Source organism: Prosthecobacter sp. (genome assembly GCF_044222345.1).
Taxonomy (GTDB): Bacteria; Verrucomicrobiota; Verrucomicrobiia; order Verrucomicrobiales; family Verrucomicrobiaceae; genus Prosthecobacter.
On the sequence record NZ_JBGANL010000034.1, the window covers coordinates 30,191 to 46,431 of the forward strand.

17 protein-coding genes are annotated in these 16,241 nt (G+C 58.9%); 15 read left to right on the forward strand and 2 right to left on the reverse strand.

Going from position 1 to position 16,241, the window contains the following annotated elements; genetic code table 11:
* Nucleotides 1–12: 12 nt before the first annotated feature.
* A complete protein-coding gene (locus tag ACILSL_RS17610; RefSeq protein ID WP_395733368.1) occupies nucleotides 13–882 on the forward strand; it encodes an aldolase catalytic domain-containing protein in 870 nt (289 codons plus the stop codon).
* A gap of 278 nt (nucleotides 883–1,160) precedes the next feature.
* Nucleotides 1,161–1,292: a hypothetical protein gene (locus tag ACILSL_RS17615; RefSeq protein WP_395733369.1), complete on the forward strand. Its 132-nt coding sequence runs from the start codon at nucleotides 1,161–1,163 to the stop codon at nucleotides 1,290–1,292.
* Nucleotides 1,293–1,309: 17 nt separating this feature from the next.
* Here the strand turns inward: ACILSL_RS17615 and ACILSL_RS17620 are convergent, their stop codons facing one another.
* Nucleotides 1,310–1,774, reverse strand: a complete 465-nt coding sequence (locus ACILSL_RS17620; RefSeq protein WP_395733370.1) for an RrF2 family transcriptional regulator — start codon at nucleotides 1,772–1,774, stop codon at nucleotides 1,310–1,312.
* A 189-nt stretch (nucleotides 1,775–1,963) separates the two neighbouring features.
* On the opposite strand from ACILSL_RS17620, the gene ACILSL_RS17625 reads away from it, so the two are divergent.
* The 6 genes from ACILSL_RS17625 (at nucleotide 1,964) to ACILSL_RS17650 (ending at nucleotide 7,252) form a co-directional block, all read left to right on the forward strand.
* Nucleotides 1,964–2,779, forward strand: a complete 816-nt coding sequence (locus tag ACILSL_RS17625) for a c-type cytochrome (RefSeq protein ID WP_395733371.1) — start codon at nucleotides 1,964–1,966, stop codon at nucleotides 2,777–2,779.
* 21 nt (nucleotides 2,780–2,800) lie between these two features.
* Complete coding sequence (locus tag ACILSL_RS17630) at nucleotides 2,801–4,168, forward strand: cbb3-type cytochrome c oxidase subunit I (protein ID WP_395733372.1); 1,368 nt, start codon at nucleotides 2,801–2,803, stop codon at nucleotides 4,166–4,168.
* Nucleotides 4,165–4,944, forward strand: a complete 780-nt coding sequence (locus ACILSL_RS17635) for a CbbQ/NirQ/NorQ/GpvN family protein (RefSeq protein WP_395733373.1) — start codon at nucleotides 4,165–4,167, stop codon at nucleotides 4,942–4,944. Before ACILSL_RS17630 ends, ACILSL_RS17635 begins: the two co-directional genes overlap by 4 nt.
* A gap of 9 nt (nucleotides 4,945–4,953) precedes the next feature.
* A complete protein-coding gene (locus tag ACILSL_RS17640) occupies nucleotides 4,954–5,967 on the forward strand; it encodes a hypothetical protein (RefSeq protein ID WP_395733374.1) in 1,014 nt (337 codons plus the stop codon).
* Entirely contained in the window at nucleotides 5,933–6,640 is a 708-nt protein-coding gene (locus ACILSL_RS17645) for a nitric oxide reductase activation protein NorD (RefSeq protein ID WP_395733375.1), read from the forward strand. The genes ACILSL_RS17640 and ACILSL_RS17645 overlap by 35 nt, the downstream gene beginning before the upstream one ends.
* Before the next feature lie 282 nt (nucleotides 6,641–6,922).
* On the forward strand, nucleotides 6,923–7,252 hold the full coding sequence (locus ACILSL_RS17650; protein ID WP_395733376.1) for a DoxX family protein: 330 nt from the start codon (nucleotides 6,923–6,925) through the stop codon (nucleotides 7,250–7,252).
* Between the two features lie 12 nt (nucleotides 7,253–7,264).
* On the opposite strand, the gene ACILSL_RS17655 is transcribed toward ACILSL_RS17650, so the two are convergent.
* On the reverse strand, nucleotides 7,265–7,627 hold the full coding sequence (locus ACILSL_RS17655; RefSeq protein WP_395733377.1) for a DoxX family protein: 363 nt from the start codon (nucleotides 7,625–7,627) through the stop codon (nucleotides 7,265–7,267).
* Between the two features lie 682 nt (nucleotides 7,628–8,309).
* Here ACILSL_RS17655 and ACILSL_RS17660 point away from each other — a divergent pair.
* The 7 genes from ACILSL_RS17660 (at nucleotide 8,310) to ACILSL_RS17690 (ending at nucleotide 16,150) form a co-directional block, all read left to right on the forward strand.
* Nucleotides 8,310–9,248 carry an efflux RND transporter periplasmic adaptor subunit gene (locus tag ACILSL_RS17660; protein WP_395733378.1) on the forward strand — a complete coding sequence of 313 codons (939 nt, stop codon included), beginning with the start codon at nucleotides 8,310–8,312 and terminating at the stop codon, nucleotides 9,246–9,248.
* Nucleotides 9,245–10,459, forward strand: coding sequence for an ABC transporter permease (locus ACILSL_RS17665; protein ID WP_395733379.1), 1,215 nt, complete (start codon nucleotides 9,245–9,247; stop codon nucleotides 10,457–10,459). Before ACILSL_RS17660 ends, ACILSL_RS17665 begins: the two co-directional genes overlap by 4 nt.
* Nucleotides 10,456–11,172: an ABC transporter ATP-binding protein gene (locus ACILSL_RS17670; protein ID WP_395733380.1), complete on the forward strand. Its 717-nt coding sequence runs from the start codon at nucleotides 10,456–10,458 to the stop codon at nucleotides 11,170–11,172. The genes ACILSL_RS17665 and ACILSL_RS17670 overlap by 4 nt, the downstream gene beginning before the upstream one ends.
* Nucleotides 11,173–11,419: 247 nt before the next feature.
* Nucleotides 11,420–11,662: a hypothetical protein gene (locus ACILSL_RS17675; protein WP_395733381.1), complete on the forward strand. Its 243-nt coding sequence runs from the start codon at nucleotides 11,420–11,422 to the stop codon at nucleotides 11,660–11,662.
* Nucleotides 11,656–11,931, forward strand: coding sequence for a hypothetical protein (locus tag ACILSL_RS17680; RefSeq protein WP_395733382.1), 276 nt, complete (start codon nucleotides 11,656–11,658; stop codon nucleotides 11,929–11,931). The genes ACILSL_RS17675 and ACILSL_RS17680 overlap by 7 nt, the downstream gene beginning before the upstream one ends.
* A gap of 29 nt (nucleotides 11,932–11,960) precedes the next feature.
* The gene (locus ACILSL_RS17685) at nucleotides 11,961–13,964 is read left to right on the forward strand and encodes a DUF4832 domain-containing protein (protein WP_395733383.1); all 2,004 of its coding nucleotides are present in this window, start codon (nucleotides 11,961–11,963) and stop codon (nucleotides 13,962–13,964) included.
* 17 nt (nucleotides 13,965–13,981) lie between these two features.
* Nucleotides 13,982–16,150 carry a carbohydrate-binding family 6 protein gene (locus tag ACILSL_RS17690; protein WP_395733384.1) on the forward strand — a complete coding sequence of 723 codons (2,169 nt, stop codon included), beginning with the start codon at nucleotides 13,982–13,984 and terminating at the stop codon, nucleotides 16,148–16,150.
* The last annotated feature ends 91 nt before the right edge of the window (nucleotides 16,151–16,241 follow it).

A 16,241-nucleotide genomic window follows, 5' to 3' on the forward strand; every position in this document is an offset into this window, starting at 1 on the left:
AACTGCCACCTCATGTCCACCGACTGGCTTTCCCACCGCTCAGAAATTCGTGTGCTCGACTGCACGATCCGCGACGGCGGATTGATGAACAACCACCACTTCGAGGACCGTATCGTGAAGGCTGTCTATGACGCCTGCGTCGCGGGTGGTATTGACTATATGGAGATCGGCTACCGCGCCTCGCGGAAGAACATCAAGCTAGGCGAGCACGGCTGCTGGAAATACTGCCAGGAGGAAGACATCCGCCGGATCGTCGGCGAAAACGCAACCGCGCTGAAACTTTCCATCATGGCCGATGCCGGCAAGTGCGATTACCGCGAGGACATTCCAGCAAAGCAGGAAAGCGTCATCGATCTCGTCCGCGTCGCCTGCTACGTCCATGGCGACTGCGAACTGGAAGCCGCACTGGAACTCCTCGCACCCTCCGAGGCGCAGGCGATCTACGTCGTGGACAGCTTTGGCGCTCTTTATCCGCTGCAAACACGTCGTCTCGTGCAGAAATATCTCCAGCACGCCAAAGCATGCGGCAAAGAGGTCGGCATCCACGCGCACAACAACCTCCAGCTCGCCTACGCCAACACCATCGAGGCCATCGTGCTCGGCGCGAACTACCTCGATGCTACCATGGCCGGTCTCGGCCGTGGTGCGGGCAACTGCCACATGGAGCTGCTCCTCGGCCTGCTGCGTGATCCGCAGTATCAACTGCGCCCCGTGCTCCAATGTGTTGCTGAAACGATTGAGCCACTGCGTCACGAACTCGGTTGGGGTTTCGACCTGCCCTACTTGCTCACCGGCCTCTTCAATCAGCATCCCCGTGCCGCCATCGACTACAATGCCCAGCCGGAGACTGGAGACATCGGGGCGTTTTTCGACAGCTTTTAGGAGGGCTGCGACGATACGAAGCTCAACATGTATCTCAACACGGGCGCAGCCTTACGCAAGCCTTGCGGGTGCGGTGAAAGTGCTGGCACGTTTTAGTGGGCGAAACTCAACCCATCTCTGCCCTGTGCCGCTGCATCACTCTTCTCAAATTCACCGAAAAAGGCTCCAGCCATATCAAGAAGTCCACCTCCCGGGCTCATGCTTTTGACGATCTCGCCGCAAAGTCAGGCGTGAAAGTTGAAGGCCAGTTCTGGACTATCGGCCACTAGGATGGCGCATTGATACTCAGTGCCGAAAGTGAGGCCAAGATTCTCCACCTGCTGGCCTCTCTGGCCGCGCTCGGGAACGTGCGCACCGAGACGTTGCAGGCTTTCACCGACAAGGAGTTTGAAGCCATCCTGAAAGCCTGATCTCGGCTCGTGGCAGCTCAGGACGTCTTCGCACTTTTGCCACGACGGCCAGTCTTCCAGGCAGGCTCGGATTTGAGGCCGCAGAACGGCCCAAGGTGCTGTTTTTGAAGGAAGCGCGTCACGTCATCTGCGGCCACGGAAATGGCGTCGTGCATCGGACATGGCGGCCCGTGGCCGCACCAATTTGGACCAAACGGGCACATCGGACGGATGTCCATGCGCTCGAATACCGCCACGATGTCATGTAGCGTGATGTGTCGCGGCGGACGAGCCAGCCGATAACCACCGTGCGGTCCTGTGGTTCCGGTCGTGATGCCGTGCAGTGACAGAGCTGCCAGGATCTTCGCCACGACAGGCCGTGGGAGCTCGCGTGCATCCGCGATTTCCATAGCGCTGACGCGAGTTCCCTCCTCGTCGTATTTCTGCGCAAGGTAACTGGCGGCTGCGATGCCTTGTTGGGCGAGTTTTCCGATCTTTAGCATGGTTGAGGTAATCCATACCTCGCAAACCCCATGCCACAAATCCGGCTGCCTGTGGGCTGAAAACAAAATAGGCGCATTGGATGCCATAATGCACACGGCCTTCGATCTTGAGGCTTCGCGTGGAGACAGGCAATCTTTGAATTACAGAACTTGGTTTCTGTAATTCCAACCCGAACCCGTAGAGCCGCCGTGTTAACCAAACTCCAAGCCAAAGTCTTCTTCCTCGGAGGCACTGCCGTCTTTTTCGGCATCTTCCTGGTGCTATCCATCGACACCCATCTGAAGGTGCCTGACCAGACAAATGAAAAAAATCTGACGCCCGCTGTGATCGCCGGGAAGCACATTTGGGAACAGAACAATTGCATGGGCTGCCACACGCTTTTTGGCGAAGGTGCCTACTACGCGCCAGAGTTGACGAAAGTGGTTGAGCGACGCGGCAAGGACTGGATCAAGATCTTCATCAAGAATCCTGCGGCCATGTTCCCTGGGCAGCGCAAAATGGTGAAGTATGACTTCAATGATGAGCAAATTGATCAAGTGATCGCCTTTCTCGAATGGTGCGGAAACGTGGATCTGAATGGCTTCCCTGCCGATCCGCCGCTGCGTGATGCGTTGCAGGCCATGGGCACGCCAACTCCTACGATAGCCTCGTCAGGACCAGCGCCGCTGAAAAAGCCGGTTCCAGCCATCTTCACCACTGCTTCATGCATTGGCTGCCATCAGATCCAGGGACAGGGTGGTGCCGCCGGTGCGCTCATTGGTGCGCCACCGCTTGATGATGTCTTCCGCCGCTACGACCGCGAGAAACTCATCACCTGGGTCAAAGATCCGCAGAAGATCAAACCTGGCACGAAAATGCCCAGCCTCTACGGTGTGGCCGTCAATGAGGCGCAGCTCAATGAAATCGCCGACTACCTCATGAGCCTGAATCCCGCTTCGGCAACTCCGACTGCACCGGCACCCGTGCCCACGCCTGCTCCAGCACCTGCGGTCCAGCCGAAATAACCTACTACCCGTTCTCTAATCATGAAATTCCAATCCCAAAAGATCGCTTACTGGTTCTTCGCCTCTGCCATGGTGCTGCTCCTCTTGCAGATCGTCTATGGCTTCATCATGGGCTTTGCCCGCATCGGCATGGACGGCCTCCATGAGTGGATTCCGTTCAACACCGCCCGCGCCGTGCATACCAATTTGTTGGTTGTCTGGCTCCTGCTCGGCTTCATGGGCAGCGCCTATTTCATCATCCCGGAAGAAGCAGACCGCGAACTGGTGTGGCCAAAGATCGCCTGGCTCCAATTGATCTCCTTCCTCGTCGTCGGCGTCATCGCTGTGGTGGGCTACCACTTCAATTACTGGGAGGGCCGCAAGTTCCTGGAGATCCCGCGACCGCTCGATTACCTCGTCGTGGTAAACGTGCTCACCTTCCTCGCGAACATCGGGCTCACGATCTGGAAAGGGAAGCGCTTCACCACCACCGCCATCGTGCTCTACTTTGGTCTGCTGGCTGCAGCGCTGCTCTACTTGCCAGGTATGATTGATTTCGATAACCAGACTTTGGACTCCTTTTACCGCTGGTGGGTCGTGCATCTTTGGGTCGAGGGCGTGTGGGAACTCATCATGGGCGCGCTGCTTTGCTACCTGCTCATCAAGCTCACGGGCGTAGATCGCGAAGTGGTGGAAAAATGGCTCTACATCATCGTCGGCCTCACCTTCCTCTCCGGCATCCTCGGCACAGGCCATCACTACTACTACATCGGTGCGCCAAAATACTGGCTCATGATTGGTGGCATATTCTCCGCACTGGAGCCGCTGGCATTCCTCGGCATGGCCATCTACGCGCTCGCCATGGCGAAGAAAGGCGGACGCCGACATCCCAACAAAGCCGCGCTCAACTGGACACTCGGCAGCGCCATCATGTCATTCGTTGGCGCAGGCTTCCTGGGCTTCGCGCACACATTGCCTCAGGTGAACATGTACACGCACGGCACACTCGTCACCGCTATGCACGGCCACATGGCCTTCTGGGGCGCGTATGCCATGATCAATCTCGCGATGATCGCCTATGTTCTACCCATCCTCACAGGCCGCAAGCTGTGGGACAACGCCGCTTCCGGTTATGCCTTCTGGCTGAGCAACATTGGCATGGTGGCGATGACCGGCGCCTTTGCTGTCGCTGGCATCACGCAGGTGAATCTGGAGCGCCGCATGGGGCTCGATTTCCTCGCCGTGCAAAAAGAAATCGAGATCCACTTCGTCGGCCTCATTCTCGCCGCCAGTCTCTTCCTACTCGGCATCTGCTTCTACGTTTACAACTTCTGGCGTTTCGGCCTGCCCACGGATGAAGCCGCGCAGTCCGACGTGCGTGCAGTTGAAGATCTGCCCCCTGTGCTGTGAGTGCTGATTCTGTTTTTTATCTCGAAACCGGGCGCGAGTCTGAACTCTTTGCCAAAGCATGGGCGGCCAGACTGCCGCTCATGCTCAAAGGCCCCACCGGCTGCGGCAAGACACGATTCGTCGAATACATGGCGGCCAAACTGGGCCGCAAGCTCATCACCGTGGCCTGCAACGAGGATACCACCGCCACCGATCTTCTCGGACGTCACCTGCTCATCGGAGGCGAGACTCGGTGGACCGACGGACCGGTGACACGCGCTGTGCGTGAAGGGGCTATCTTGTATCTCGATGAAGTCGCTGAGGCTCGTGCGGATGCCATCGTCGTCATTCATTCACTCACCGATCATCGCCGTGAGTTGTTCCTGGATCGCACAGGCGAGACACTGCACGCACCGCCGGAGTTCATGCTCGTCGTGAGCTACAATCCTGGCTACCAGCGCAGCATGAGAGAGTTGAAGCCCTCCACCCGTCAGCGCTTCATCGGACTCGGATTTGGTTATCCATCTGAAGATCTCGAAGCGCGCATCATCACCGGCGAAACAGGCATCGAAGACAAACAGGCCCGTGCGCTCGTTAGCATCGCCAAGAAGGTCCGTGCACTGACCGAACTCTCACTGCTGGAAAGCGTTTCCACCCGTCTGCTCATCGACGCCGCCAAGCTCATCCAAGCTGGCCTTCCGCCGCGCTACGCCGCCACCGTCGCCATCGCCGAGCCGCTCACCGATGATCCCGATGCGCTCGCTGCGATTCGCCAGGTCATCGAACTCACCCTCTGATCTCTCTCCATGTTTGAATGGGAGGAAAACGTCTTTCTCGGCCTCAAGGCGCTTTATAAACGCCTCGTCGAAAAACCGCGTGAGCGTGAAGCCGCCGCTGTGAGAGTCGAGTTGAAGCCACGAAGGCAGCAGCTCTTTCTGCTGGCCAACATGATCGCCGGAAAGCCCGTGATGGTGCTCGAAACACCCAACGCCGTGCTTTGTGACCACGAACGCATTTTCCTGCCACCGGAGTTTTCGCTCGCCAACTCTCGCGATGCCAATGAATCCATCTTCCAGCTCAAGACACTGCTCGGAGCACTCGCCATTCGTGATCAGGCAACGGATCTGCATTCTTTGATCGCCACATTTCCGTCACTCGAAACGCGGGTGATCGCGGCGCAGGCCGCCTTGGGTGAAAAGAACTTCTGGCAGGTCATCGGTAGCCCGGATTTCTCCAAACAGCCCTGCGCAGCCGAAACGAAGCCTTTGGCCGAACCCACCGATACTCTGCAGCAGCCTGAAGGCGTCACCGAGATCGAAGGCAAGGGCCAAACAAACATCACCGTGCTCCAGGGCGAGGATGATCAGCCCATCGAGTCTGAAATGCCCATCCACACCTTTGAGAAGGCGGAGACGCTCGAAGAATCCAGCGGCCTGAACCGAAAAAACGACGATGACGACGAACTCGACGAACACGCCGAGGCCTTGCGCTCGGTGGACATGAAGCACGTCGTGCGCACCCGTGAGCGGCCACGCTCCATCTACCGCAGTGACATCGTCATGGATGGCCTAGCCTTTGAAGTCGGTGATGATGCTCCCGCTGCTGGCATTCCATATCCCGAGTGGGATTATAAAAAGCAACAGCACAAGCCCGACTGGTGCTTCATCCGCCAGCAATCACTGCGCGACAGTGATCCTTCCTGGGCTCAACGCACGGCCACCAAGCATCGCTCGGTCATTCTCGATCTGCGGAAAAAACTCGCCGCGCTCGCCACGCAGACGCAGCGTGCGAAACGCCAGCCAGACGGGCCAGAAACCTGACATCGACGTAGCCGCCGCTGCGCGTTCACCGCCCGCCGTTCTGGTCACCAGCCCCGATGATCGCCTCTACATCCAGCGCCAGCGAAAGCTGCACGATGTCGCCGCTCTCATCCTGATGGATCAGAGCTACTCCACCGATGCATGGCTCGACGACGTCCGCGTGCTCGACACCATCCGCGAGACGCTCTTTTGCGTTGGCGAGGTCATGGACGAATTCATCGAAACCTTTGCCGTGGCTGGCTTTAGCTCGAACACGCGCCGCCAGTGTGATTTCCATCTCATCAAAGATTTCGACGAGTCATGGCATGGCACACGCGCCCGGCTTGGCAGTCTCGAAGCCCAGGGCTACACCCGCATCGGCCCTGCGCTACGTCATGCTCAGGAGCTGCTCATTCGTCAGCCAGCGGAGAAGCGTGTCATCTTCCTCATCACCGATGGCCGCCCTTGCGACTACGACCGGTATGAGGGCGAATACGGTATCCGTGACGTGCGCAAGGCCATCGAAAACGGCAAGCGTCATGGCATCATGACACACGCCTTCGCCATCGAGAAACGCGCCTGCGAGCAGTTCCCGCGCATGTTCAGCCGCCAGCACTACGACATCGTCCCCAATCCACGCGCCCTTGTCACCAGCATGTGTGGAGCCTTCGCCCGGCTGAAACTGGCGGTGTGAGATAAGACCAGAAGCACGAACAAACCAGAGATGAGGCGGCTCAGTCTTCTTACACGCGGGATGGCCATACTTCACCCAGCAGCGCGGCGTGCGCGTCATTCAGTCGTCGCGTGCCCCTTGAATGCGATTTTCCAGAAAAGAGGGAGTGGTGAGTGGCACGTCTGGAATTCCACCTCTGTGTTTCGGAGCCAAGAGCGAACGTATTGCCACGATTGATTCATGGCAGACGTATGGCCAAATAAGATGTTATGAACAGCATCCCACCACCTAAAAGTCTTCGCCTTGAAAACCGCCCTGATCCTCTTCTCCGCATTCTCCTTTCTCGGTTATGGATCGGCGTGCTTTTTTTCGAGTCGCATGAAACAGGAGTTTCTTCGCTACCGTCTCGCCTCGCAGCGCATAGGTGTGGGTGCCTTGCAGTGGTTCGCTGGGGTTGGCCTGCTGGCGGGAATGAGTCAGCCCTGGATCGGGCAGGCGGCAGCGGGCGGACTGGCGCTGGTGATGCTGGTCGCAGTCATCGTTCGCATCCATATTAAGGACACCATGCTGCAAACGATCCCGGCGCTGTTTTATTTAGCGATCAACACCTATCTCTGCCTTGCCGGCTTCTGATCTGCTCGCCGCTTACAGCAGCGCAATGGCGGCGCACATCGCCAGCACCGCAAGAGAGGGCAGCGCCTTGCTGCTCGAATCTTTCACTTTGAGGTGCATGAAGAAAGCTCCCAGCATCAGCACTCCCATGCCAACCGCCGAGGGTTGCGCCAGACTGGGAATCCAAAACGAGGCCAGAAGCGCCAAGGCGAACCCGACTTTGAGAATGCCGATGAGGCAGAAGACCGGGAACGGAAGGCCATAAACGGCAAACTCTTCGCGCAGGGTTTTCGCGTTCTTGCCGCGATACGCGGTGGCCTTGCCGGAGCGCAGGAGCCAGACGTTCAAAATGCCAAGTGCCACGATGAGTTTTAAAGCGATGAGGAGGTAGTGCATGGTGTGGATGTGAACAATTCGACTGCGGTGAAATCAGACACCTTTGAGGGTGCTTCACTCCCACGGGGACCGCAAGCAAATCCCCTGCCAGCCGCTGCCCTTTGAACACGGCACCGTTTCTGACGTGTGGGTGATTGATCCTATCGGTCACGCTTCGGGCGAGAGCGCAAAAAGCCGGCAGGAGTCCCATGCGGAGATCAAAATTAGGTTCCGGCCATCACCCGTGCCTTCTGGGCCTTCCGTAGTCCAAGCTCTGGGCCACCGAAACGATGAACAACCCCAAGTATCCCATGGAGCTGTTCCTTCGTGTGATCACCGTGAGCCTAGAGACGATGAAGATCGTGGATGGGCTGCCGGTGCTGGATTTTTAGAGCCCCGAAACCCCAATACCATAAAACGCCATGACTGACTCACCGGAAATACCTTAATCCGACCTCTGGGATCTCGATGCTGCCTCCATCTTTCTGCCGGAAAATGGCTTTGGTTTTTTCTGCATGAGAGGGGCAGAATGGGAACAAACGGAAGGCGAGACTGCGGTTCGATGTGTGGGCGGCGATGGGCACCGATGACAGCAAAACCCGAACCAGATGGTCATCCCATGCGGCTCTTGCTGCATTCTGCGCAAGACAGGCTGTGGTTATCTGCTCGACAGCGTGGGAATGAGGGGCATCGTTGAGGCTTGATGAAACTCACCTCTCTACTCCGCCGCATCTTGCCATGGCTCATCGTGGCCGGAATCACGGTCTTCGTGGTTTATAAACTCAAAGTTAAACCTGCCGAGGTGATCGTGCCGAATGTGACTCAAAGCACCAACGCTGACGAAGTCATGGGCACGGGCACGCTGGAGGCGCGGGTGAAGACGACGGTGAGCGCACGCATTCAGGAACGGCTGGCGGAGGTGCTGGTGGACCAAGGCGACAAGGTGAAGGCGGGGCAACTGCTCGCGCGGCTGGATGATGCGGAGATCAAGCAGCAGGTGGCCATCGCGGAGGCGACGCTGGCGGCGGCGCGGCAAACGGCGGAGCGTGTGAGCGCGGATCTGGCTCGCTCGGAAGCGGTGCTGGCGCAGGCGCGGCTGGATCACAAGCGTTTGATCGGCCTGCTGGCCTCCAACGCGGTGTCGCAGACGGACACGGACAAAGCGGTCGAGGCGCTGCATGTGGCGGAGGCGGATTTGAAGCGGTCCCATGCGGCCATCGCGGAAGCGCAAGGCCAGGTGCTGGTGGCGGAGAAGACGCTGCTGTATCGCAAGGAGCAGATGGCTTTCACGCAGATTCACGCGCCTTACGACGGGCTCATCATCCGGCGTGATCGCGATCCGGGCGACATGCTGGTGCCGGGCGGAGCGCTGATGGAAATCATCTCGCTGGATGAGATCTGGGTGAGCGCGTGGGTGGATGAAACGGCGATCTCCAAAGTCGCGGCGGGACAAATGGCTCGTATTGTTTTCCGCTCCGAGAGCGACAAGAACTATCCCGGCGTGGTGTCGCGCATCGGACGCGAGACGGACCGCGAGACACGCGAGTTCCTCGTCGATGTGCGTGTGAACGAGCTGCCAAAAAACTGGACCATCGGCCAGCGGGCGGAGGTTTACATCCAAACGGAGCAAGTGCGGCCATGAACCTCGCCGTCCGCGACATCCGGCACAACGCGGGCCGATTTGTGTTCACCACGGTGGGCATCGGGCTGCTGCTCATGATCGTGATGGGCATGGGCGGCATCTATCGCGGGCTCATTCATGAGGCCACGCTGCTGGTGGATCGCGTGGGCGCGGATCTGTGGGTCGTGCAGGGCAGCACGCGCGGGCCGTTTGCGGAAATCTCGCGGATTTCAGCCAGCCTGGAGGATCGCGTGCGCGCGGTGCCTGGCGTGGCGAGTGCGCGGCGTTTCGTGTCGCATACCATCCAGCGTGTGCATCGCGGCAGGCCGCTGCGCATGGTGGTGCAGGGGCTTTCGTGGCCGGATGACCGTGGCGGATGGATTCCGCTCGTGGCGGGGCGTGCGCTGCGGCAGGCGCACTATGAAATGATCGCCGATGTGACGCTACAGCTGCCGCTGGGCGAAAAAATCACGCTGGGCAAAGACTCGTATGAAGTCGTTGGCCACACGCAGGGCATGGTCGGCTCCAGCGGTGATGGGCTGGCGTTTTTCACCGTGAGCGATGCGCTGGCGATTCAATTTGATGTGCCCGGCGAGGCCGTGCGACTGGAGCGCGCGGCGCGGCGTTCGCGATTGGAAAACATCGAGATCGGCCGCCTGCAACCGCTGCTGCTCGACCGCGCCGCTGGTCCTTCGAGCAGCATTCCCGCACTGTCGAAGCCGCAGGTCAGCGCCGTGCTCGTCACCTTGCATCCGGGTGCGGATGCCGCCGCTGTGCGCGCCACGCTGGGCAACTGGCCGGACATCACGGTGTATTCCACGCAGGAGCAAAAAGACCTGCTGCTCTCCGGCATGGTGGACAAGGCGAAGCGGCAGCTCGGCCTCTTCCGCGTGCTGCTCATCATCATCTCCACCATCATCATCGCGCTCATCATCTACACACTCACGCTCGACAAGATCCGCGACATCGCGCTGCTGAAGCTCATCGGCGCGCGCAATCGCGTCATCGGCGGACTCATCCTTCAGCAATCGCTGCTCATGGGTGCATTTGGTTACGCGCTCGCATGGTGGATCGGCCAGTTCGCCTTTCCGCGCTTTCCACGGCTTGTTGTCATCGAGACGGCGGACCTGATTTCGCTCGGCTTCATCGTCCTCATCATCTCCACGCTCGCCAGCATGCTCGGCATCTGGAAAGCCCTGCGCGTGGAACCCAACACCGTCCTCTCCGCATGAGCACGCCCGCCGTCGAAGTCCAAAACCTGCGCAAAGTGTATGGCAGCGGTCACACCGAAGTCATCGCCATCCGCGATGCCACGCTGAGCATCGCACGCGGCGAGATCGTCGGCATGCTCGGCCCCAGCGGCAGCGGCAAATCGACCATCCTCACCGCCATGGCCCTGATCAATCCGCCGACCTCCGGCCAGATCGCCATCAACGGCACGCCCGTGCTCGATGGCTCCAAAGCGCTCGTCGATCTGCGTGCCTTCCGCCGCCAGCACCTCGGGTTCGTGTTTCAAAAAGCAAATTTGATCCCCTTCCTCACCGCCTTGGAAAACGTGCAGATCGCCCTCGAAGTCAACGACACCGCGCCCAAGGCCGCGCGCCAACGCGCCATGGAGTTGCTCGACTACCTCGGCGTCGCCGAGCGTGCCAACAACCTCCCCGTCGCCCTCTCCGGAGGCGAGCAGCAACGCGTCGCCGTTGCCCGTGCGCTCGCGAACAATCCCAGCCTCATCCTCGCCGACGAACCAACCGCCGCTCTCGACAGCCAGCGCGGTCGGCAGGTCATGGAACTCTTCGCCAAAGTCGCCCACGAGCGCAACGCAGGCGTCCTCGTCGTCACCCACGACCACCGCACGCTCGATGTCTTCGACCGGATCGTGGATGTCGAAGACGGTATGATCCGTGAGCGCGCTCCGGAAAACGGGGTCGGGAACCAATCGTGACAATCGGATGGAAAATCGAGGGAGGGGCATGAGGTTATCTTTTGAATGAGATGCCAAACTCATAGTTTAAAGGGCACCTCTGGATACTTAGCTTTTAAGTTTCCCCGCCTCGTAACGTCTTCATTTACAACGCGCAAATTTTGACAAATAGCGGTTTCCAGAGGTACCCTAAAGCTAGAGCTAAAGTTCTAGGGCCACCAAGCGTGTCCCGCCATTCACGAATCGTCCAATCAAGCTTCCCATCCCCATGCGCTCTATCCTTCCCCCGCTGGCCATCCTTCCCGGCGGCGCCATCATCCTTATTGCGTGCCTTTTTCCCAACAACTCCTTCGCTTTGCCTGCCTACATCGGCATTGCCTTGTATTCGATCTTTGTGACGGTGAGCCTGCTGCGGAAGGCGACGCCTCAGGTGAAACGTCAAATCCTCATCTCTTCAGTCGTGTCGGTAGGCGTCGCACTTGGGATGGGCGTCTTCTTATACCTGTGCTGACCTTGGCAGAAAAGGAACTGGGAGATGGGGGATTGATGCCAAAGAAAAGGGCCAAGAAACTTGCCGATGAGCAAAAGCTGAAACCTGCGGCAAAAGGATCCCTAACAGACAAAATGCGTAACGAGATTTTGACCAAGCACGAATGCATCATATCCAAAGAAGGCGTTTTCAACGCCAAGTTCCTCTACCTTGGCTCCACGAAGATCTTCGGCGGTATCGGCAAAGGATTGGCAGAAGCCATGGCGACACTCAAACAGCACAAGAAGTGATTGTGACGAAGACCGCACCTCAGCCATCCATGAAACCCATCTTCTGTCTCGCTCTACTACTTTGCTCGCTCTTTCCGATGGAGCGCATCCTCGCGGTTGACGCCCCCCTTTCGGGATCAAACGGCACTTCAGTTCGCGATGGTTGGGTAACGGTCGTGCCACCGGTGTTTGAGGGTGCGATCAACAATCCGCTCAAAGGCTTCCGGGAAGCCAAGAAGGACGGCTACGGGTTGCTGGAGCGTCAATACATCAAGTGGAGCGACATCGAGGTCGGCGAGGGCGACAGCGTGGAGCGCATCATCGCGCACACGAACAAGATCACTTCCACCAAGGGTAAGCGCTTCGAGGACCTGAACGTCAAACTCGTGCCGCGTGTGTATCTGGACTGGAATGGTGAGATCGGATCGGAGAAAGACCCGAAGCAGCATTGGCCCGCAGACTTGCACACCTTCGACTACGACAGCCCTGCTTTCCAAGACAGGCTGCGGCGGCTCGTGGCAAAACTCGGCGAAGCCTGGGACAATGACCCGCGCATCTTTGCTGTGCAGATGGGCCTCATCGGTCACTTCGGCGAGCACCATCATCCGGCACCGATGGCCCAGCAGCGACGCTTGCTGGTCGAGGCATTTCAAAAGGCGTTCAAGCACAAGCCCGTGCTCGTGCGGCATACAGACCCGGAGTTCATGCAGGCCGGGTTCGGCATCTACTACGACACCTTTGCCTACATCGACCGCGAACCGCCTCAAGGCTCAAAAGACCAGTTCCCCTGGCAGGCCACGCATGTGTATCCCCAAATCTGGAAGCGCGCCCCCATCGAGGGCGAGGTGGAATACAACTGGCAGCAGCAGCGCGACAACGCCAAGCCCAAAGAGACCTTTGGCCGCACACCCGACGAGACGATGGAGCAGCCTGCCTATCGCCGCTACATGATCGACAAGATCCACCGCTACCACGCGAGCTACCTCGGCTGGATCGACAACTACGACGCATCCGACAAAGACGTGCTCGCAGGTGCTGGAGAAGTCCAAAGGGCCTTCGGCTATCGCTTCGTGCTCGAAGCCGCCAGCTACCCGCTCAGCGTGCAGCCGGGCAAAAATCTCACGGTGAAGCTCAGCGTGCGAAACACCGGCAGCGCCCCCTTTTATCTCGATTGGCCTGTTGCGGTCGGTTTGCTGGAACCCGTGAGCAAAGCGCTCGTCTGGTCAGCTCCACTCAGTGGCGTGGATATTCGACAATGGATGCCCGGAGAGGATTGGGACAGCGCCGCCTTTGCGTATCGTCGTGCTGCGAAGACGAATGCCAACGAAGGCAAAGCTACGCTGCCGAAAAGCATAGCACCGGGCCAATACATCGTCGCCCTCGCTATTTTAGATCGTCAGGGCGGCATGGTGCCAAGCGCACGTTTCGCTACAACGAACTACCTCCGTGGCGGCTGGCATCCACTCAGCAACATCGGCATTGGAAAGTCGCCGGTGGATTTGAAAGACCCCACTTTCGACAGTCCCGCCTTCGACGACAGCCTGCATTACATCGTGCCCGAGAAGCTGCGATCCGTGAAAACGCCGCCGCTGCCGCCCGTGAAAGCCGTGACGCCGTGGACTCCTGATCCGAGCACGGAACTCATCAACCCCTGGCGCTACTGGACACTGGAGGCCGACGGCCACGGCCACGGCCTCGAAAAGCAAATCCTCAACGAGCGTGGCCGAGTCATGCGCGTCACCGGTGACTTTGGCAAAAGCTCAAGCCTCAACTACAGCTTTGGAAATGGCATCAAGCTCGACCGTGGCCGCTACCGTTTCACCTTTCGCGCGCGGGGAACGCTCGGCCAAGCCGTCGAGTTCGAGCTGGCCGACGACTGGCGCAAAGTCTCCAAGGAAGCGGAGATACCGCTCACCCAGGAGTGGCAGGAGCACAGCATCGAGTTCAAGATCAAAACCACATTCAAGGATGAGACATCCCTGCGCTTCCGCCTGCCACGCGATGCCAAAGGCACTTTCGATCTCACTGATACACGTCTCCGCAAAACAGACTAATTTTCCCACAATTCCTCATGATTCATCCACCCACGATTCTCTCACTAATTATTCTGGCACTCGCCCTCCCGGCGCACGCAGCGGTAAATCGCCAGCCCGCCGATTCGGCTCCCTTGAAGTTTGCAGCGACAGAAATTGAGCGCGCTGCGAAGGATGCCAAACAACCCGTGCCGGATGTGACCCTCAGTGTCACGCCAGACGCGGCGCAGAGTTATCGAATCGAACGGGAAGGCGCGAAGGTGCGCGTCATCGGCGGCGATGCTGCCGGTGCGATGTATGGCGGGCTGGACATCGCGGAGGCGATCCGCACCGACACGCTGAACACGCTGAAGGACTCCGAAAACAAACCGCACATCGAGAAGCGCGGCATCAAGTTCAACATCCCGCTCGATCTGCGCACCCCGAGCTACACCGACAGCTCCGACGCCGCACAGGCGAACATCCCGGAGGTGTGGGAACGCGAGTTCTGGATCGACTACCTCGATGCCATGGCGCGTCATCGCTACAACGTGCTCTCGCTTTGGAGCCTGCATCCATTCCCCTCCATGGTGAAAGTCCCCGAGTTCCCCGAAGTCGCGCTCGATGATGTCTGGCGCACCAAGGCCAAGCTCGACGACAGCTTCAGCTTCTCCGGCAAAGGCTTTGTCCGTGATGAAATGCTCGCCAATCACGAGGTCGTCAAAAAGATCACCATGGATGAAAAGATCGAGTTCTGGCGCTGGGTCATGCAGCAGGCCGCAGATCGCGGCATAACGATCTATGTCTTCACTTGGAACGTCTTCACCTACGGAGCCGAGGGCAAGCACGGCATCACCGACGACCTTGGCAATGACATCACGAAGGCTTACTTCCGCGCCAGCGTCCGGGAGATGGTGAAGACCTACCCGCTGCTCGCTGGCATGGGGATCACAGCGGGCGAAGGGATGCCGCACGACATGGATTCCAAGGTGAAGGAACGCTGGCTGTGGGACACCTACGGCGAAGGCGTGCGAGATGCGTTGAAGAACGAGCCGAAGCGTGACTTCAACATGATCCACCGCTTCCACTGGACCGCACAGAGCGACATCCTCGATGCCTTCAAAGACTACCCCGGCACCTTTGACTTCAGCTTCAAATACAGCGTGGCGCACATGTATTCCATCACCAAGCCGATCTTCATCGAACCTTTGCTGGAAGGCCTCGCGCCAGGTCGCAAAACCTGGCTCACCGTTCGCAACGACGACATCTACACCTTCCGTTTCGGCGATCCCGCCTACGCCCGTGAATACATCACCAACATTCCGCCTGCTGACAAGATCGCCGGCTTCTACATGGGACCGGACGGCTACTGCTGGGGCCGCGAGTTCCTCGATCGCAACCCCGCTCCCGGCAAGCGTCCGCTTGTTATGGAGAAGCAATGGTATTCCTTTATGCTCTGGGGCCGCCTCGCCTACGATCCCTCGCTGCCCGACTCGCACTTCGAGCGCATCCTCGCCGCCCGTCATCCACAGGTCTCGTCAACGCATCTCTTCACCGCTTTGCAAAGCGCCTCACAGGTCATGCCGCTCATCACCCGCTTCTTCTGGGGCGACATCGACCTCAAATGGTTCCCCGAAGCCTGCTGGAGCCATCGCAAGAGCAAAGGCCAGGGCTTCTACACCGTGCGGCATTTCATGGAAGGCAAGTCAATGCCCGGCGCAGACGTGCTCAACATCCTCAACTGGCGCACCCGCCTCACCAAACGCCAGCCGATGGAGCAGACCACTCCACTCGACATTGCCACGGCACTCGAAGGAGCCGCTGCCGAGACTTTCGCCGCGCTCGCAGCCCTCCGAGAATCCGCCAAACAAGACACCGAACTCCAAAAGACCGTGAACGACTGCGAAGCCCTCGCATGGCTGGGTCGCTACTACGCCGCGAAGATTCGCGGAGCATGCGCGTTGGCCTTATTTGACGCGAACGGCGATAAGTTCGAGCAAGACGCAGCTCTCCGCCACCTCGACGATGCGCTGACTCATTGGAAACGATATGCCTTCATCCGCGATGCTCACTACGTCCCCGCGCTCTACAATCGCCTCGGCCATGTGGACATCACCGCCCTCATCGAACAAGTCACCGCCGATCTCGGCATCGCCCGCGACTGGAAACCCGGCACGCTCAAGGATGACGGCAAAAGAGGCGGCACGGAGAAAGGATTCCGGCAGTAGCATCAGATGGTCCTTCCTCTCATTAAGTGGGAAAAAGGCGGAGCACTTGTAACGCCGCATCATTTTCGGCTCAAGATCCGGGTGACATGAC